This window comes from Agromyces cerinus subsp. cerinus (genome assembly GCF_900142065.1).
Taxonomy (GTDB): domain Bacteria; phylum Actinomycetota; class Actinomycetes; order Actinomycetales; family Microbacteriaceae; genus Agromyces; species Agromyces cerinus.
The window spans coordinates 242,722-258,831 of record NZ_FSRJ01000005.1 but is presented as its reverse complement, the minus strand read 5'-3'; the positions used below and the strand labels follow the sequence as shown (position 1 = coordinate 258,831).

The 16,110-nt window shown below is 69.9% G+C and carries 12 protein-coding genes; 8 read left to right on the top strand and 4 right to left on the bottom strand.

All coding sequences use genetic code 11. The annotated features are described in order from the left end of the window. Nucleotides 1-40: 40 nt before the first annotated feature. Nucleotides 41-1,387, top strand: coding sequence for an MFS transporter (locus BUR99_RS18595; protein WP_074261879.1), 1,347 nt, complete (start codon nucleotides 41-43; stop codon nucleotides 1,385-1,387). A 30-nt stretch (nucleotides 1,388-1,417) separates the two neighbouring features. Beyond that, on the top strand, nucleotides 1,418-3,007 hold the full coding sequence (locus tag BUR99_RS18590) for an amidohydrolase (protein WP_159441013.1): 1,590 nt from the start codon (nucleotides 1,418-1,420) through the stop codon (nucleotides 3,005-3,007). Between the two features lie 60 nt (nucleotides 3,008-3,067). Here the strand turns inward: BUR99_RS18590 and ectB are convergent, their stop codons facing one another. After that, nucleotides 3,068-4,342 (bottom strand): diaminobutyrate--2-oxoglutarate transaminase, encoded by a 1,275-nt coding sequence (ectB, locus tag BUR99_RS18585; RefSeq protein ID WP_074261877.1) that lies wholly within the window; start codon nucleotides 4,340-4,342, stop codon nucleotides 3,068-3,070. A 200-nt stretch (nucleotides 4,343-4,542) separates the two neighbouring features. Then, nucleotides 4,543-7,752, bottom strand: coding sequence for a putative Ig domain-containing protein (locus BUR99_RS18580; RefSeq protein ID WP_143231716.1), 3,210 nt, complete (start codon nucleotides 7,750-7,752; stop codon nucleotides 4,543-4,545). A gap of 159 nt (nucleotides 7,753-7,911) precedes the next feature. Between BUR99_RS18580 and BUR99_RS18575 the strand changes: the two genes are divergently transcribed. Then, nucleotides 7,912-9,033, top strand: coding sequence for an ROK family transcriptional regulator (locus BUR99_RS18575; RefSeq protein WP_074261875.1), 1,122 nt, complete (start codon nucleotides 7,912-7,914; stop codon nucleotides 9,031-9,033). Nucleotides 9,034-9,045: 12 nt separating this feature from the next. On the opposite strand, the gene BUR99_RS18570 is transcribed toward BUR99_RS18575, so the two are convergent. Both BUR99_RS18570 and BUR99_RS18565 read right to left on the bottom strand, forming a co-directional pair. Further along, a complete protein-coding gene (locus BUR99_RS18570; protein WP_084184145.1) occupies nucleotides 9,046-9,582 on the bottom strand; it encodes a hypothetical protein in 537 nt (178 codons plus the stop codon). Nucleotides 9,583-9,674: 92 nt separating this feature from the next. After that, nucleotides 9,675-10,724, bottom strand: a complete 1,050-nt coding sequence (locus tag BUR99_RS18565; RefSeq protein ID WP_074261874.1) for a LacI family DNA-binding transcriptional regulator — start codon at nucleotides 10,722-10,724, stop codon at nucleotides 9,675-9,677. A 159-nt stretch (nucleotides 10,725-10,883) separates the two neighbouring features. Between BUR99_RS18565 and BUR99_RS18560 the strand changes: the two genes are divergently transcribed. From BUR99_RS18560 to BUR99_RS18540, 5 genes are read left to right on the top strand one after another with little or no spacing between them, the layout of a single operon-like run. Then, entirely contained in the window at nucleotides 10,884-12,527 is a 1,644-nt protein-coding gene (locus BUR99_RS18560; protein WP_074261873.1) for an ABC transporter substrate-binding protein, read from the top strand. 27 nt (nucleotides 12,528-12,554) lie between these two features. After that, on the top strand, nucleotides 12,555-13,502 hold the full coding sequence (locus tag BUR99_RS18555) for an ABC transporter permease (protein WP_074261872.1): 948 nt from the start codon (nucleotides 12,555-12,557) through the stop codon (nucleotides 13,500-13,502). Next, on the top strand, nucleotides 13,499-14,431 hold the full coding sequence (locus tag BUR99_RS18550; RefSeq protein ID WP_074261871.1) for an ABC transporter permease: 933 nt from the start codon (nucleotides 13,499-13,501) through the stop codon (nucleotides 14,429-14,431). Before BUR99_RS18555 ends, BUR99_RS18550 begins: the two co-directional genes overlap by 4 nt. Then, nucleotides 14,431-15,261 (top strand): ABC transporter ATP-binding protein, encoded by an 831-nt coding sequence (locus BUR99_RS18545; RefSeq protein ID WP_074261870.1) that lies wholly within the window; start codon nucleotides 14,431-14,433, stop codon nucleotides 15,259-15,261. The genes BUR99_RS18550 and BUR99_RS18545 overlap by 1 nt, the downstream gene beginning before the upstream one ends. Further along, a complete protein-coding gene (locus tag BUR99_RS18540; RefSeq protein ID WP_074261869.1) occupies nucleotides 15,258-16,085 on the top strand; it encodes an ABC transporter ATP-binding protein in 828 nt (275 codons plus the stop codon). Before BUR99_RS18545 ends, BUR99_RS18540 begins: the two co-directional genes overlap by 4 nt. Nucleotides 16,086-16,110: the final 25 nt, after the last annotated feature.

Sequence of the window (16,110 nt, the reverse complement as noted above, 5' to 3'; positions counted from 1 at the left end):
TGGGACCCGGGCCGCAGGTGCCCCGTTTCCAGGAGACACCATGTCATCGTCGACACGGTCGACCGAGATCAAGACCGCCGCCGCCACCTTCGTCGGGACGACGATCGAGTGGTACGACTTCTTCCTGTTCGGCACCGCAGCCGCGCTCGTGTTCGGGCCGGTCTTCTTCCCCGAGGCATCGCCGACCGTCGGCCTGCTCGCCGCATTCGCCACCTTCTGGGTCGGCTTCATCGCCCGCCCGATCGGCGGACTCATCTTCGGCCACCTCGGCGATCGCTTCGGCCGACGCGGCACCCTCGTCGCGACCCTGCTGCTGACGGGCATCGCCACGACCCTGATCGGCGTGCTTCCCGGCTACGCGACCATCGGCGTCTGGGCGCCGGTGCTGCTCGTCGTGCTGCGGGCGCTGCAGGGGCTCGGCCTCGGCGGCGAGTGGGGCGGTGCAGTGACCCTCGCGACCGAGAACAGCCCCGAACGTCGGCGCGGTCTGGCCGGCATGTGGGTGCAGCAGGGCTCGCCTGCGGGGTCGATCCTCGCCACGCTCGCCTTCCTCCTCGTGAGCCGACTGCCCGACGAGCAGTTCATGGCATGGGGATGGCGCGTGCCGTTCCTCTTCTCGGCGGTGCTCGTGCTCGTCGCGCTCCTCGTGCGCCTGAACCTCGAGGAGACCGCCGCGTTCACCGAGCTCAAGAAGTCGCACACCGTGGCGAGGGCCCCGATCGTCGAGGTCTTCAAGGTCGCCCCGGCCTCGATCTTCCTCGGCATGGGTGCGAGCGCCATCGGCATCGCCATCGCGTACTTCAACAACACCTTCACGCTGTCGTGGACGACCGGGATCCTCGAGGTGCCGCGGCCCACCGTGCTCAACATCCTGCTCGTGATCGCGATCCTGCAGTTCTTCGTGCAACCGGTGGCCGCGATCGTCGCGCACCGCATCGGCATCAGCAGGCTCATGCTCATCACCCTGACGGGCAGTCTCCTGGTCACGATCCCGACGTACCTGCTGATCAACACCGGCGACCCGGCCGCGATCACGTTCGGCCTCGCGCTGACCACCGTGATGACCGCCTCGTACTTCGCGGTGCTCGCGGGATTCCTCGCGGGCGCATTCCCGCCCGCCGTCCGCTACACCGGTCTCTCGATCGCCTACCAGCTGTGCGCCACCATCGTCGGCGGAGCGACACCGCTCGTCGCCCAGTCGCTCCTGACCGGCTTCGGCAACGAGATCTGGGGCGTCGCCGGCTACCAGATCCTGCTCATCGCCATCAGCCTCGTCTGCACCGCGGCCCTGGCCGAGCGACTGCGCAGGAAGCCCCTGGCGACGGCGCAGGCCGCGCCGGCCACGGCGGATGACGCGGTCGAGCCGGCCGTGACGGCATCCGCATGAACGGCGGGAATTGAATCTATGGAGGTCGACATGAGGCAGAGCCCGGTGCTGTACCGAGCCGGAACGATCATCAGCCAGGACGGCACCCGGCCCGAGGCGCTCGCCGTGGCCGGGGAGCGGATCAGCGCGAGCGGCACCTTCGCTGAACTGAGCGATCGGTACCCGGGCGCCGAGGTCGTCGATCTCGGGGATGCGGTCGTCGTGCCGGGGTTCAATGACGCGCACGCGCACCTCGCCGACACCGTCCAGTCCCGTCTCGACCTGGATGTCTCGCCGGCGAGCGTCATCGGCGCAGAAGGGCTGCTCGACGCGGTCCGCGACCGCGCGGCGTCGCGTCGGGGATGGGTGCTCGCCGGCAACTACGACGACTCGGTGACCGGTCGGATCGATCGGGCGATGCTCGACGCGGCGGCCCCGACGACGCCGGTGATCGTGCGGCACGTGTCGGCCCACTGGGCGGTGCTCAACAGCCGTGCGCTCGAGGAGCTCGGCGTCGCCGAGGACGCCCCCGACATCGCGGGTGGGAGCTACGGGCGCGACGCGCACGGGCGGCTCGACGGCCGGGTCTACGAGCGCGCGCTCCTCGGCCGGTACGTCAGCCGGCCGGGCGACGCGCTCGCACCGCTGCCGACGCCAGAGCCCGCCGATGTCATGGCGGAGTACGCGCGGGTGGTCGCCGAATGGAACGCCGTCGGCATCACCTCGACGTGCGACGCGTTCGTCGGGCCCCAGCAGCTCGAGATCCACTCGATGGCCAGGGCGCAGGGCGGCCGCGGCATCCGCGTGGCCATGCTCCTCGCCGCGGAACGCTACGAGGAGTACCGCGGGCTCGGGCTCGGCACCGACTTCGGCGACGAGTGGCTGCGCGTCGCGGGCGTCAAGGCGTTCGTCGACGGCGCGATCGGCGGGCGGACCTGCCGTGTCTCCGAGCCGTTCGGCGGCACGCACGACCACGGCATGCTGATCAGCACGCAGGAGGAGCTCGACGCACTGGTCGGGCGCGTGCACCGCGACGGCAACCGGCTCGCGATCCACGCCAACGGCGACGTCGCGATCCGGATGCTGCTGCAGGCATACGAGACTGCAGCGCGCACCGTGCAGACCGGCGTGCGCCACCGCATCGAGCACTGCAGCATCGTCGACGACGAGATCATCGCGCGGATCGCCGGGCTCGGGCTGACGGTCGTGCCGTTCTCGGCGTACGCGCGCTTCTACGGCGGGCGGCTGGAGGAGTGGTACGGCGCGGACCGGGTCGAGCGGCTGTTCGCGCACCGGGCGTTCCTCGACGCCGGGGTGCCCGTCGCCGCGTCGACCGACCACCCGGCGAGCCCGATCCAGCCGCTCGGCGCGATCCAGTCGATGGTGACGCGAAGGGGGGTCGACGGTGCGCGGGTCGGGGGATCCCAGGCGATCACCGTCGAGGAGGCGATCGGCGTCTATACGACCGGTTCAGCGACGGCGACGGGCGAAGAGGCGCGCAAGGGGCGCCTGGCACCCGGATTCCTCGCGGACTTCGTGGCGCTCGGCGCCGACCCTCGTCGCACCGACCCCGAGGGGATCTCCGAGATCCCCGTGCGGGCGACGTTCACCGGTGGAAGGCTCGTGCACAGCGGGGAGTGACACGAGTGCCGCTCCGGGGCGCGGGCGTCGGGGGACGCGCCCGCCCCGGAGCATCCGTGATCAGGCCGAGCGCACCGCAGCGAGGCTCTCGCGCACGATCGCGAGACCGCGACGCAGCTCGTCGTCGGTGATCGTGAGCGCGGGCAGGAACTTCAGCACCTCGTCGAAGGCGCCCGAGGTCTCGATGACGAGGCCTCGCGTGAACGCCTCCTTCGAGATGCGGCCGGCGAGCGCGCGGTCGGCGTCGCAGGCGAGGCCGTACATCAGGCCGCGGCCGCGCACCACGAAGCCGAGTTCGGGGTACTCGGCCGCGATCGCCTCGAGCTCCGCGCGCAGCAGCGCCGACTTGGCGGCCACGGCGTCGGTGAACTCGGCGTCGGCCCAGTAGGTCTCGAGCGCGACGCGCGCCGACACGAAGGCGAGGTTGTTGCCGCGGAAGGTGCCCGTGTGGGCGCCCGGCTTCCATACGTCGACCTCGGGGCGCAGCAGCACGAGCGACATCGGCAGGCCCGAGCCCGAGATCGACTTCGAGACGGTGACGATGTCGGGCACGATGCCGGCGGCCTCGAAGGCGAAGAACGAACCGGTGCGGCCGACGCCCGACTGGATCTCGTCGAGGATGAGCAGGATGCCGCGCTCGGCGGTCAACGCGCGCAGGCGCTGCAGCCACGGCACGCTCGCGACGTTGATGCCGCCCTCGCCCTGCACCGCTTCGACGATCACGGCGGCGGGCAGGTCGAGGCCCGATCCGGGGTCGCCGAGCATCTTCTCGAACAGGTCGAGCGTGTCGACGTCGGCGCCGAGGTAGCCGTCGTAGGGGAGGCGCGTCACGTTGCCGAGCGGCATGCCCGCGGCCTCGCGATAGGTGCTGTTGCCGGTCGCCGCGAGGGCGCCGACACTGAGGCCGTGGAACGCGTTCGTGAACGCGACGACGTTGGAGCGGCCGGTGGCCTGGCGGGCGACCTTGAGCGCCGCCTCGACGGCGTTCGCACCGGTCGGACCGGTGAACTGCAGCTTGTGGTCGAGGCCGCGCGGCGCGAGCACGTACTGCTCGAACGCCTCGATGAACGCGCGCTTGGCCGAGGTCGCCATGTCGAGGCCGTGGATGATGCCGTCGCGCTCGAGGTACTCGATGAGCGCACGGGTGAACACGGGGTTGTTGTGCCCGTAGTTCAGCACACCGGCACCGGCGAAGAAGTCGAGGTACTCGCGGCCGTCGGCGTCGACGAGGGTCGAGCCGCTCGCACGGTCGAAGACAGTGGGGAACGCGCGGACGTACCCGCGCACCTCCGACTCGCGGCGGTCGAAGACGTCGAGGTTCGCGGCGTCGCTCATGGCGGCATGCTCCTTCTGCAGTTCGGGTGACGGTGCTTCGAGCCTAGATCGTACGGCTGGATGGCAGGTGCATCGGCCGGGCACGAGCGAGCGGATGCCTCGCGGCCGATGCGTCCGGGACGAGGCATCCGCTCGGCGTGACAGAAGGGCGGGCCGACCGGAGACCGGTCGGCCCGCCCTCATGCGGCGTCGGCGTTGCGTCAGCCGATCGCGACCGAGAACACGCGCATCGAGGCGTTCGCCGGCAGGGTGATCGTGTAGACCTCCTTGGCCGGGTCGAGCTCGACCGAGTCGAAGAACACGCGGTAGTAGTACCCGTGGTTCGCGGGACCCGACGGGGTGTTGCGGTAGCGCGACGAGACCACGGCGTCCTCGGCCTCATCGCCCGCCCAGTTGTTGAAGGCGACCTCGAACGGCTGGGTGGATCCGTCGCGGTACGTGATCGTGCCGGTGCCCACCTGCGGGCCGACGGCGCTGCCGAGCAGGCCGAGCCTGGTGCCGTCGCCGCTGACCTCGAACGTCGCGGAACCCGCCACGCTGTTCGGCGCGCCGACCGCCGACGGCCAGGTGAACGACAGCCCGTCGTGCTCGAACTCGGCGCCGGCGACGAGGCCGGCCGCCGCGAGGGCCTGTGCCGAGTAGCTGTTGCCCGAGCCGTCGAAGTTGGCCGTGCGGGGTGCGGCGTCATCGGAGATCGAGACCCGGTTGTAGGCCGCCGCGATGTTCGCGAGCGGGAGCTCGATCTTCGCAGAGCGGGTCAGCTCGTTGTCCTTCGAGCCCGGGGCGTCGAAGAGCACGCGGGTCTTCACGGAGATCGTGCGCGACGCGTCATCCTGCTCGGTCAGCTGCAGCTCGACGGTGACGGCCTCGCCCGCGTCGAGCTTCTTGACGGTCTGGAGCTCGGGCGAGATCGCCCAGCCGTTGCCGGCCGAGGCCTCGATGCGCACGTTCTTCATCGCGTGCGTTCCCGCGTTCGTCACCGTCACGGTGGCCGGGGCGCTCGGCTCGAGCGGCATCTCGAGCTCGAGGTCGGCCCGCGGCGTGAACGGTCGCACCTGCAGCGTGAACTCCTTCGAGGAGTCCGCGATGCCGGCGCTGCCGCGTGCGGTGACCGTGAAGCGGCTCGAACCGGGCTTCTCGGCGATGCCGATGATGCCGCCGGTGTCGGCGTTCAGCTCGAGGCCCTTCGGAAGCGAGCCCGCGGTGACCTCGTAGCGGATGGTCGCCGGCGAGTTGGACTCGACGACCTGGCCGTAGAGCGTGCCGTCCTCGGCATCCGTCAGCGACTCGGTGACGATCGCCGGCTCGGGGACCGAGACCGACTGCGGCTCGCCGATCGGTGCGCCCGCGGCATCCAGCTGCTGCAGCGACCACTCGCGGTCGGCCGACACCATGGTGAGGTGCCAGTTCGTCGACCGGTCGCGGAGCGCCTCGCGCTGCTCTGCCGTGAAGGCGCCGAGGTTGCGCGCGGTCTCCCACTGCTTGATCGCGTCGAGCACGAGCGTCGTCTGCGCGCCGCCGTTGGCGAGGCTCGAGACCGAGGTCTGGAGCCCGGTGCCGGCGTCGAGACCGGCCGCGCGAGCGAGCTTGCCCTCGATGCTCAGCAGGCTCTCATTGCCCGAGAGGTGGATCCAGCCCATCATCGGCGGCAGGTAGTTGTCGTGGTAGAACTCGTTGTTGATGAAGACCTGGTCCATGCTCGTGGACGCGACCTCGCCCCAGCTGGCGCGCGACAGGCCGTCCCAGGCATTCGAGGTCATGCGGCTCGTCTCGGAGATGAATCCGTCGTGGTCGTCGATCTGCGCGTACGTGTCGTTGACCATGCGGGCGATGCCGTAGCTGCCGAGCCCCGACTGCGAGGCGGACTCGAGACCGTCGAACGACATGGCACGGATGCCGGTCCCGTTCCACATGTCGGCGAAGCGGGTCGAGATCTCCTCGATGATGCCGAGATCGCCGAGGGCGCCGCCGTACTGGTTCTGCAGCAGGCGTGCCGCGGTCGCGCCCGAGTCGTGGGCGGCGGCGGCTGAGCCCCAGCGACCCCGCGTGAGACCGGTCACCTCCCACTCGTCGCCGACCTGCTGGAACGAGCCGTAGTCGATGAACTCGTCGCCGATGCGGAGCTTCTTGCCCTGGGCGCCCGCGGCGAGCAGGGTGTCGTCGTCGAGGTAGAGCACCCGATCGCTCGCGGAGAGCGGGCGGGTGAGCTCGGCCCGTCCGCCGAGTGCGAGACGCTCGTCGGCGGGGGCGGGCTGCACGTAGGCGTCGTTCGACGCGACGAAGTCCGAGAGGGTGTGCACGCCCACCTTCACGCCGAGCTCATCGGCGCGGTCGACGAAGTCGGCGACCGCGGCGTCGCTGCCGCCGAGCGACGAGTCGAACTCGTAGTGGCCGGTGGCCTTCCACGGTCCGGCGGCGTTCGGCAGCGAGTACAGGTACTCGAGACCGGCGGCCTCGGCGTACTTCGCGGCGGAGTCGAGCGTGGAGGTGCGGAGGTCGCCGAGCACGAGGAACGACTGCGAGGTCGCCTGGGCGACCTTCTGCCACTGGCCGTCGATCGTCGGGTAGGGGAGCGACTCGCCCTTCGAGATGGTCGACAGTACGGTCGGCACCATCGATGGAGTGCTGCCGAAGACGGCGACCTTCGATCCGACGACCGTCGAGTCGGGCAGCGGCCCGACGGGGATCCGGAAGCCACCGGGCTGCGTGCGGGAGCGCTCCTCGCTGTAGTCGAAGCTGAAGGCGCGGAGCGCCGTGCCCCATGGTGCGACGCCCGCGACGCTCCACTCCTCGAGCGGGGCCACTTCGAGGTCGGAGGGGTTCGAGCTCATCTCGCTCTGCCAGCCGAACTCCTGGTACTCCTGCGGCCATCCGCCCTCGGTGTGGTCGTTCAGGGGCCGCACGCCGATCGCGAAGTCGCCGTCGCGCACGACGCCGACCGTCTCGCCGACGGTCTCGGTGATCGAGGTGGGCAGCGGACCCCAGAGCAGCGACTCGACGTCGGCGCTCTCGGGCGCGCGCACGTCGACGACCTCGAGCGTGGTGTAGCTCGCCGAGGCGTCGATCGCGACCTCGATCTCGTAGCCGACGGAGTCGTCGGAGAAGACGAGCGTGTCGCCGTCGCGCGACACATCGGTCGGAACCTCCTGCACGCCGTCGATGACGAGGCTCACGAGGGGTGCCTGCTTGTCGGCGGCGAGGTGGTTCTCGCCGAGACGCTGGTCGACGAGGCTCGTGACGGCGCCTGCAGCGTCGAGGCCGATCGACAGCGTTCCGGCGGTCACCGTGATGCCGTCGGAGGCAGCCGGTGCCGCGGTTTCGGCGGCGGCCGCCGAGCTCACGGCACCGGTGGTCGCCACGGCGACGACCGATGCGATGGTCAGCGCTTGGAGCGCTGGATGTCTCTTCATTGAAACTCCCGAGGAAGATACTTGGACAAGTGAACTGCCGGCGTGCCGCGACTGCGTCCGCCGTCTCCCAGATTAATTATTCAGTTAGTATTAATAATTACGGTGGGAGTCAAGCAGTTCAGTAGATGCCTGTCAATCCCCGACGGACGAGGAAGACCGATGATTGCTGGGAGCAGCCCGCTCGTGAAGCGCCAGAACGGTGTGGCGGTGCTCCGCCGACTGCGTGCGGCGGATTCGCTGAGCTTCACCGAGCTCGGCGAGTCGACGCGTCTGTCACGGCCGACGGTCGAAGACGCCGTCGCCGAGTTGATCGCCGACGGCCTGGTGGTCGCGATCGCGCCCGAGGCGGTCTCCAACCGCCCGGTCGGTCGGCCGGCGAAGCGGTTCGCGTTCCGAGCGGATGCCGGACTCGTCGTCGCCTGCGAACTCGGCGTGCACGAACTGCGACTGATGCTCGCCGACCTCGACGGGGTCGTGCTCGCTCGCAGCGCGCGTGGCCTCGACGCCGACCTGCCCGCCGCCGACCGGCTCGCGGCGATGACGGCCGCGGTCTCGGCGCTGCTCGCGGAGCACGGGCGCACCCCGACCGAGCTCTGGGCGATCGCCGTCTCGACGACGGGCATCGTCGACGCGAGCGGCACCGTCGTGCGCAGCTCCCGCCTGGCCGACTGGGCGGGCACCGACATCGCCGGCGCATTCGAGCGGATGTTCCCGCAGGCCGCCGTCTCGGTCGGCAACGACGCCCGGTGCGCAGCGCTCGCCGAGCACTGGCTCGGGGCGGGCGCCGACCTCGACGCGTCGGTCACGGTGCTCGCCGGCACGACGATGGCGGCGGCGATCACGATCGACGGCAAGCCCTACCTCGGGCGCCACGGGGCCTCCGGCGAGATCGGCGGACTGCCCGAGCTCGGCTGGCCGCGGGCCGCTGCCGCCCTGCGGGAGTTCGCGAGCGCCGGCGGCGTGCTCGACGGGGGAGACGACGAGCGCAGTCGCGCCGCGCTGGCCGAGTTCATCGAGCACTTCGCGCTCGGCCTCATCACGCTCGTGACGGTGCTCGACACTCCCCGGCTCATCATCGCGGGCGAGCTCGCCGGGGTCGGCGACCGGCTCATCCGGCCGCTCCAGACGCGCCTCGACGCGGCATGCCTCTTCCCGGTCGAGGTCGTGGCCTCGGTGCTCGGCACCGACGTCAGCGTGCTCGGCGCGCTCCGGCTCGCCCTGAACGACGTCGACGCCTGGCTCTTCGACGCCGGGCGGGAGCGACGTCGGGTCGCCTCCTGACGACGCCGGAGGTCAGCCCTGCCGCAGCGGCGCGATGTCGACGTCGATGGTGCCGAACGTGAACGGGAGGGGGAAGTACTCCCCGCCATTCCATCGGTCGACCGGGATCATCCAGAACGAGACGTGCGTGATCACCAGCCACACCGCAGTGACCGCGACGAGCAGGATGGCCGCACGATCGAGCGTGCGGAGGGCGGCTGCTTCGCTCGCGGAGGACTTCAGCACCCGGGTGATCGCGACGAGCACGATGACGGCGATCGCGACGTAGACGATGGAGCTCGGCCGCATCGTCACGTCGACGCAGTACTGCGCGACCTCGGTGGGTCGGCCGTCGTTGTCGATGAACCCGCCGTCGTCCGTGATCCCACCGGGGCAGAGGCTCCGCGAGGCAGTGCTGAGGAATCCGTAGACGAGGCCGGTGCCGAGTGCGCAGTACAGCAGGCTGCGGGTGCGTCGGAGGATCAGGGCTCCGGGCAGGGTGGACAGCTCAGTGCCCGGCTGTCGGTCGAGGGTCTCGGACATCGGGCTCCAGTCGTCGGTGCCTGCCATGCTCGCAGCGGCACCGCCGTGGACGCAAGAGCGGGGGGATCTGCAGCGCGGAGCCGCGAGCGTGCGAATGCGCTGGGAGGCCGCCCGGAAGCTCAGGCCTGCGCGGGCCCGTCACCACGACGTCGTGACGTCGACTCGCGGACCACGAGTTCGCTGGTCGGGTCGAGGCTCGACCAGTCGACGGGCTCGTCCTGGAGGATGCGGATCAAGGCGTCTACGGCGAGTCGTGCTGTCTCGACGGGCCGGAGGTCGAGCGCGGTGATGGTCGGAGACGATGTGCGGTTCATGACCGCGTCGGAACCGGCGGCGACGACGAGATCCTCCGGGACATCGATGCCGAGTTCGCGGGCTCCTGCGACGAATCCGGCCGCATGTCGACCGGTCAGGCAGTACACGCCGTCGGGCGGGGTCGCGCCCGACAGGAGTTCGTGCGCGACCATGCGCCCGCCTTCGACGCCGAGCGTCTCGTCGATGGAGCGGTGGATCGCCTCGACGCCGTGCCGGGCCGTCCACTGCTCGTAGGCGTCTCGCGCGAACACGTTCCAGGCGTTCTCGTCGGTGCCGGTCACGAGCGCGATCCGCCGAGCGCCGGCCTCGTGCAGGTGGTCGAGCACTCGGGCCGTCTCGCCCTCGGTCTGCTGCACGAACGCGGGGAAGGCATCGGGGCGCGCCGGGTCGACGCCGATCGCCACGAAGGGGATCCGCTTGCGATCGAGGAGGCTGAGCGCGGGGTCGTTCCGGATCGGGGCCTCGACGAGGCATCCGTCGGCCGCGAGCGAGGACGGTGGGGCCCCGGGCTTCGACGGGTCCGAGATGAGCATGAGCGAGTACCCGTGATCCATCGCGGCCAGGGCGGCGGAGCCGGCGAACCGGAGGAAGTAGTCGACGCCTTCGGGCATCGCGGTGTCGAGCGACTCGAGCGGGCGGATGAGCAGGGAGATCACCCCGAGCTTCGACTGTCGCAACCCGCGTGCGACCGCATTCGGCTCGTAGCCGAGTTCATCGGCGACGCGTCTGACCCGCGCGATGGTGGCTTCGCCGATCGTGCCCTTGCCGTTGAGCGCGTTCGAGACCGTCGTCCGCGAGACGCCGGCGCGCTCGGCGACGTCGTTGATCGTTGGCCGCGCGGCTTCGAGGGACATCGGGCAAGCGTAGCAACCCATCCGTGTCGATCGCGAGCGGAATCCCGGAAAGAAATCGATTCAGAGAATCGATTTACAAGAATCGATTCATCAGCTATCGTCGCCGTAGCTCATCGCCTCATCGGCGAGGGATTCAACGAAGAAGCTCAGGAGGACACAGTGAAAACCGGAACGACGAGAGCATCGATCGCGCTCCTCGCGGTCGCGAGCCTGGCGCTCGCAGGCTGCACTGCGGATCGGGGCAACGACTCCGCGACGGCACTGGACGAGGGCGAGCTCCTGCAGGTCACGCCCGCCGCGACCGGCGAGGTCGACACGGTCAAGTGGAACTCGACGTACGGCGAGCTCGCGACGCTCGATCCGGTCAAGGCGTTCAACTACCCCGAGAACACGATCATCTCGAACCTCTGCGAGTCGCTGTTCCAGATGCAGCCCGACTTCTCGGTCGAGCCGAACCTCGCCGAGAGCTTCGAGGTCCTCGACGACAGCACGCGCTACGTCTTCCAGATCCGCGACGACGTCACCTTCTGGGACGGCACGCCGATGACCGCCGCTGACGTCGCCTACAGCCTGAACCGTCATCTCGACCCGGCCGAGGGCAGCTACCTCGCGTCGAGTTTCGCCGACGTCACCGGCATCGAGCAGACGGGCGAGTGGGAGGTGACACTCACGCTGTCTGAACCGAACACCATCCTCGACGAGGAGCTCTCGACGAACCTCGGCGCCGTCGTGCAGCAGAAGCAGCGCGAGGCGGCCGGAGAGAACTACGGCAACCCCGAGGCCGGCGTCATGTGCACGGGTCCGTTCCAGGTCGGCGAATGGAAGCAGGGCCAGTCGATCTCGCTCGACCGCTACGACGGGTACTGGAACGCCGAGAAGCGCGCCAAGGCGAAGGAGGTCGAGATCGGCTTCGTGGTCGACCCCACCGCCATCGCGACCGGCCTCTCGACCGGAGAGATCCAGGGATCGTACGACGTGCCGCTGCCGGCGCTCGGCCAGCTCTCCTCGAGCAGCACCGGAGCGCTGTCCTACGGACAGGGCATGCAGATCATGGCGATCATCTCGACCGGCAACGGCACGTTCGGCGACCCCGCCGTTCGGCGCGCGCTCACCCGGGCAACCGACCGCCAGGCCATCGCGGACACCGTCTACGAGGGCACCGGCACGCCGTCGCGCTCGATCGTGCCCCAGGGGCCGTGGAACCGCTACCCCGACGTCGCCGAGCAGCGCGACGCCGAGCTGCCCGACCTGAGTCACGACCTCGAGGCCGCCAAGGCCGAGCTGGAGTCCGCGACCGTCGACCTCTCGCAGCCGATCAAGATCGCCTACCCGAGCGAGCGCGCGTTCTACGCCGACATCCTCAACGAGATGGCGAACGGGGCGAAGGAGCTGGGGCTCACCCTCGAGCCGACCGGTGTGCCGAGCGCGCAGTTCGGCGCGTTCTTCTCCGACCCCGAGGCCCGCAAGGGATACGACGGCTTCGTCACCACGAACTACCTGTCGAGCCCGTCGCCGCTCGCCCACCTCGACAACGTCGCCTACACGGGAAGCCAGCAGAACTACTCCGGCTTCTCCGACCCGGCGATCGATGCCGCGATCGACGCCGCCTACGCCGAGAGCGACCCCGAGAAGCGGGCCGAGCTCACGGTCGATGCCGAGGCCCTCGTCATGCAGCAGCAGCCCTGGGTGCCGATCAACGACCTCGCAGTGCGGCTCTACCTCGACAAGGCGGTGACCGGGGTTCCCGCCTCTTTCATCTACCTCTACTACCCCTGGGCCGCCGACCTCGGCTCGGCCGAGTAGCCGGGTGCGCACGGGAAGGGATCGTCCATGCTCTACGTACTGAAACGGATCATCGCGCTCGCGCTGGTACTGCTCGTCTCCAGCTTCATCGTGTTCAGCGGGATGTACCTCGCTCCGGGAAGCCCTGAGCAGTTCCTCGTCCAGGGCCGCACCGTGACCCCTGAGGTGCTCGAGGTCATCCGAGCGCAGTACGGGCTGGATGATCCCTTCCTCGTCCGCTACTGGAACTGGCTGGTCGACGTGCTCCACGGAGACTTCGGCAGGTCGCTCGTCACCCAGCAGGACGTCTCGACGCTCGTCGAGTCGCGCCTGCCCACGACCCTCTTCCTCGCCACGTACGCGGCGATCCTGATCGTGTTCGCCGGCGTCGGCCTCGGGGTGCTCGCGGCGACGCGTTCGGGAGCCTTCGAGAAGATCGTGGTGTTCGGGTCGAACCTCGGGTTCGCCGTGCCGACGTTCTTCGCGGCACTCGTGCTGATGGCGGTGTTCGGGTCGAACCTCGGCTGGTTCCCGGTCTCGGGATCGGGGGAGGGCTTCACGGACCGCATCTGGCACCTGACGCTGCCGGCGATCGCCCTGGCGTTCCCGGCCATCGCGGTCGTCGCACGGATCACCCGCACCGCCGTGCGCGAGGAGCAGGGCTCGGAGCACGTGGTCATGGCGATCGCGCGCGGTGTGCCCAAGCGCATCGTGCTCGGTCGCCATACGCTCCGCAACTCGATGCTGCCGGTCACCACCGTGCTCGGCACCAACATCGCCGGCCTGCTGGCGAGCGCGTTCGTGATCGAGTACGCATTCACCCTCGACGGGATCGGATCACTGCTCGTGAACTCGGTGCAGAAGAAGGACTTCGCCGTCGTGCAGGCGATCGCACTCATCATGGTGCTCGCGTTCGGCCTCATCAATCTCATCGTGGACCTGCTCTACGCCGTCATCGATCCGCGCGTGCGTCTGGCCAGGGAGGTGTCGGCATGAGTCGGCAGACCAGCATGGAGCCGCCGGTGAACACCGTCGGTCAGGACACCGTCTCGGTGCAGGCGGTGCGCCGGCAGCGCCTCGAGGGCCCGGTCTCGGGCTGGAACCGCATGCGCCGGCGCCTCGGGACGCTCGGCCTCGTCTGCGTCGGGGTGCTCGCGGTCGTGGTGCTCACCACGATCTTCGCGCCGCTCATCGCGCCGTACGACCCGTACGCGGGCTCGGTCGTCGACCGGCACCTGCCGCCGAGCCCCGAGCACTGGTTCGGCACCGACCAGTCGGGTCGCGACATCTTCTCGCGCATCATCTGGGGAGCGCGCACGAGCCTCATCGGTCCGACGGTCGTCGTGCTCGTGGCCGCCGCTGCGGCCGTGACGCTCGCGCTCACCGCGGTGTGGTTCGGCGGCCGGGTCGACGCGTTCATCGGACGCATCCTCGACATCCTCTTCGCGTTCCCGAACATGCTGCTCGCGATCCTCGCGGTCGCGATCTTCGGACCCTCGCTCCTCACCGCCTCGATCGCGCTCGCGATCGGCTTCACGCCCTACTCGGCCCGCGTCATCCGATCGGTCGCGTTGCGGGAACGGAACCTGCCCTACGTCGCATCGGCGCAGCTGCAGGGCATCTCGGGCTTCCTCATCACCGTGCGCCACATCCTGCCGAACGTGCGCACGCAGATCTTCACGGGCATGACGATCAACTTCGGCTACGCGATGATCGACCTCGCCGCACTCTCCTTCCTCGGACTCGGCGTGCAGCCGCCGACGCCCGACTGGGGCCTCATGGTCTCGAACGGGCAGGCCTCGCTCCTGCAGGGGTACTGGGAGCAGAGCGTCTTCGCGGGGCTCGCGATCGTGATCACCGTGGCCGCACTCGGCTACGTCGGCGAGCAGCTCGGCGGACGCCGCGCTGCGGGAAGGACGCGCTGATGCTGAACGTCGAAGGGCTGACGCTCGCCGTCACCGACCCCGACACGGGCCAGGAGACCGAGATCCTGCGAGGGAACTCGTTCTCGCTCGGCCAGGGCGAAGCGCTCGGCCTCGTCGGCGAGTCGGGCTCGGGCAAGTCGATGACGCTGAAGTGCATTCTCGGCATCGAACCGCCGGGCTCGAAGGTCGGCGGCTCGATCGAACTCGGCGGAACCGACCTGCTCGCCGCGAGCGGCGAGCAGCTGCGGAAGGTCCGTGCCAACGAACTCGCCCTCATCGCGCAGAACCCGCACGGCGCGCTCAACCCGGTGCTCCACGTCGAACGGTTCCTCATCGAGGGAATGGCCGATGCGCGGGGCATCCCCAAGGCGGAGGCGAAGGCGCGCGCCGCCGGGCTGCTGCGGCAGGTGGGCATCACCGACACGGAGCGGGTGCTGCGCTCCTACCCGCACCAGCTGTCGGGCGGCTTGCTGCAGCGCGTCGTGATCGCCGGCGCCATCTCGGGCGAACCCCGGCTGCTGCTCGCCGACGAGCCCACCACGGCGCTCGACGTCACGACGCAGGCCGAGGTCGTCGCGATCCTCGACGAGAAGCGACGCGAGCACGGACTCTCGATGATCTTCGTCTCGCACGACCTCGATCTCGCGGCCGCGATCTGCGACCGGCTCGCGGTCATGAAGGACGGTGCGATCCTCGAGATCGGAACCCCGGAGGAGATCCGCGATCGGCCGAAGACCGACTACACGCGCGCATTGATGGCCGCGAGGCCGCTGCTGCACCCGGAGGGGCGTGCGCCAGTACTGCCGAACGGAACGGAGACCGACGTATGAGCGCAGATCTCATCCTCGAAGCGGTAGGCCTGCGCCGCACCTTCCATCTCGGTCGTCGATCGAGTGTCACTGCGCTCGACGACGTCTCGTGCGGGGTGCGTCGGGGCACGTGCCTCGCCGTCGTCGGCGAGTCGGGGTCGGGCAAGTCGACGCTGGCCCGTGTCATCGTCGGGCTCGAGTCCGCCGATGCCGGCGAGGTTCGCATCGACGGCGCCGAGGTCAGGCCGACCACGTCGAGATCACGCCTGCGGGCCCGCGCCAAGCTCGTGCAGATGGTCTTCCAGGACCCGCAGGGCTCGCTGAACCGGTCGCTGCCGGTCGCCGCCACCATCGACGAGATGCTGCGCGTGCACCGACCCGACCTCGACCGCGCCGAGCGCCGGGCTCGCGTGCTCGAACTGTTCGCCGAGGTCGGCCTCACCGAGCGCCACGCCGATGCGAGGCCCACGGCGCTCTCAGGCGGCCAGAAGCAGCGGGTGGCGATCGCGCGCGCCCTCGCGGCCGAGCCCGAGATCATCGTGCTCGACGAGGCCGTCTCCGCACTCGACGTCTCGGTGCAGGCGCAGGTGCTCGACCTGCTCGATCGCCTTCGGGAGGAGAAGGGCCTCACCTACCTGTTCATCACCCACGACCTCTCCGTGGTGCGCGCCGTCGCCGACGACGTCATCGTCATGCGCCGTGGGCGCATCGTCGAGCGGGGCACGGTCGACGAGATCCTCGACCGCCCCGCGCATCCCTACACCCGGCTGCTGCTCGAGTGCGCGCCCCGGCCGGGCTGGGTCCCGCGCCGCGGGGTCATCGAAGAGCTCGCCCAGCAGATCTGAAACCCGGCCGACGGGCGCACCGTCG